Source organism: Hydrocoleum sp. CS-953 (assembly GCF_002260545.1).
In the GTDB taxonomy this organism is placed as follows: domain Bacteria; phylum Cyanobacteriota; class Cyanobacteriia; order Cyanobacteriales; family Microcoleaceae; genus Trichodesmium.
Window position 1 is genome coordinate 836 of record NZ_LGSU01000177.1, and the last position, 1,508, is coordinate 2,343.

The 1,508-nt window shown below is 34.8% G+C and carries 1 protein-coding gene; it reads right to left on the bottom strand.

Features of this window, described 5'->3' with window-relative positions:
• Positions 1-262: 262 nt before the first annotated feature.
• Positions 263-943: an SDR family oxidoreductase gene (locus AFK68_RS01420; RefSeq protein ID WP_094671053.1), complete on the bottom strand. Its 681-nt coding sequence runs from the start codon at positions 941-943 to the stop codon at positions 263-265.
• Positions 944-1,508: the final 565 nt, after the last annotated feature.

Sequence of the window (1,508 nt, forward strand, 5' to 3'; positions counted from 1 at the left end):
GCATCGGACGTGGAGATGGGTAGTGCAATTTTTCTACTATTGCGTATAGAGCAATAGTTAATTCATTTTCTAAAGCGCATCGGACGTGGAGATGGGTAGTGCAATTTTTCTACTATTGCGTATAGAGCAATAGTTAATTCATTTTCTAAAGCGTAATTGAATGTTTTTTCCCACACTTTACAAACTAACACCCAAGGATATGTAGCATTCTATCCTTGGTGCAAGATTTCTTAGCAGTCAAGATTTGAAAAGACAGTCACGGCTAAGATACTGTTAGTGGTACTCCATTATCAGTAGGTTTCAACTTCAACAAAAAAGGAACAGCCTTTTTCACCCAAGACTCAACAGGGGTAAAAGACTTTGCATCCTCTCCAAAACAAATATCTAACATATCAGTATAAATAATTCCTGGGTTAAGAGGAATAGCAGCCATTCCTGAAGGTAACTCCTGAGCTAAAGCACGAGTCAAACCTTCTATCGCCCACTTAGAAGCACAATATGGTCCTACTTCTGGAGAAGTCGAACGTCCCCACCCAGAACTAAAATTAACAATAATACCATTTCCCTTAGAAATCATAGCTGGCACAAAATGACGTATCACATTTGCCACACCCTTAATATTAATATCAATTAATTGGGAAAATTCCTGACTATCAACTTTCCAAAGAGGTGCTAGTTGATTAATTATGGCTGCATTATTGATTAATAAATCTGGCGGTGAATAATTAGTTAGTGTTTTACTCGCCCAGTCTTTTACAGAATTTTCATCTGCTACATTCACACAACTAAACTGATGTGGATTAGGATATTGATTAGTTAAATTTTCGACAGTAGATTTAGAACGAGCGCAACCTATAATAGTATGACCTAAGTTAATAAATTCATCAGTCATGGCTCTACCTAAACCCCGACTTACTCCTGTAATTACAATTAGCTTTTTCATGTTAAATAAATAGATATAGCAACCCTATTTAAGTTGTAACATTTTGGTGGTAGTTAGGAATCAGGATTCAGGAGTCAGGAGTCATAGTTTTTAGGATTTCCAGCTCAAATTAACTATTATAAAAATTGTCACAATATAAGGGCGAATTGCTATATTAAATAAATTGCATTTTCCCTGGCAGGAAGATTGATAACTCTTGTATTCTAGCTAATTTATTTGACTTTGAGTTTAACAAGATATCTATTAAGTAGTCGTAGCAAATAAATTTCACCATTTTTCAAAGCAAGATATAGCAATCAGGAATGAGATGTGAGAAAAAACTGTAGGGGTTTGGTCTCGTTTACCCTAGATAAGATGGGGTTTGTCAAGCAAGCCCCGTTAGATAAAATATTACAAATTCTCACAAATCACAACTGATTGCTATAGAAAGGTTCATTAATGGATAATGGATAATTACCTGAATAAAATTCGTAACGGAATTGAATATCAGGAAATATTCTCGGACTTTTTTGACTCTGAAATAGAAGGCTTTATTGCTTGATTTTTTGGTAAGAGATATTTTACT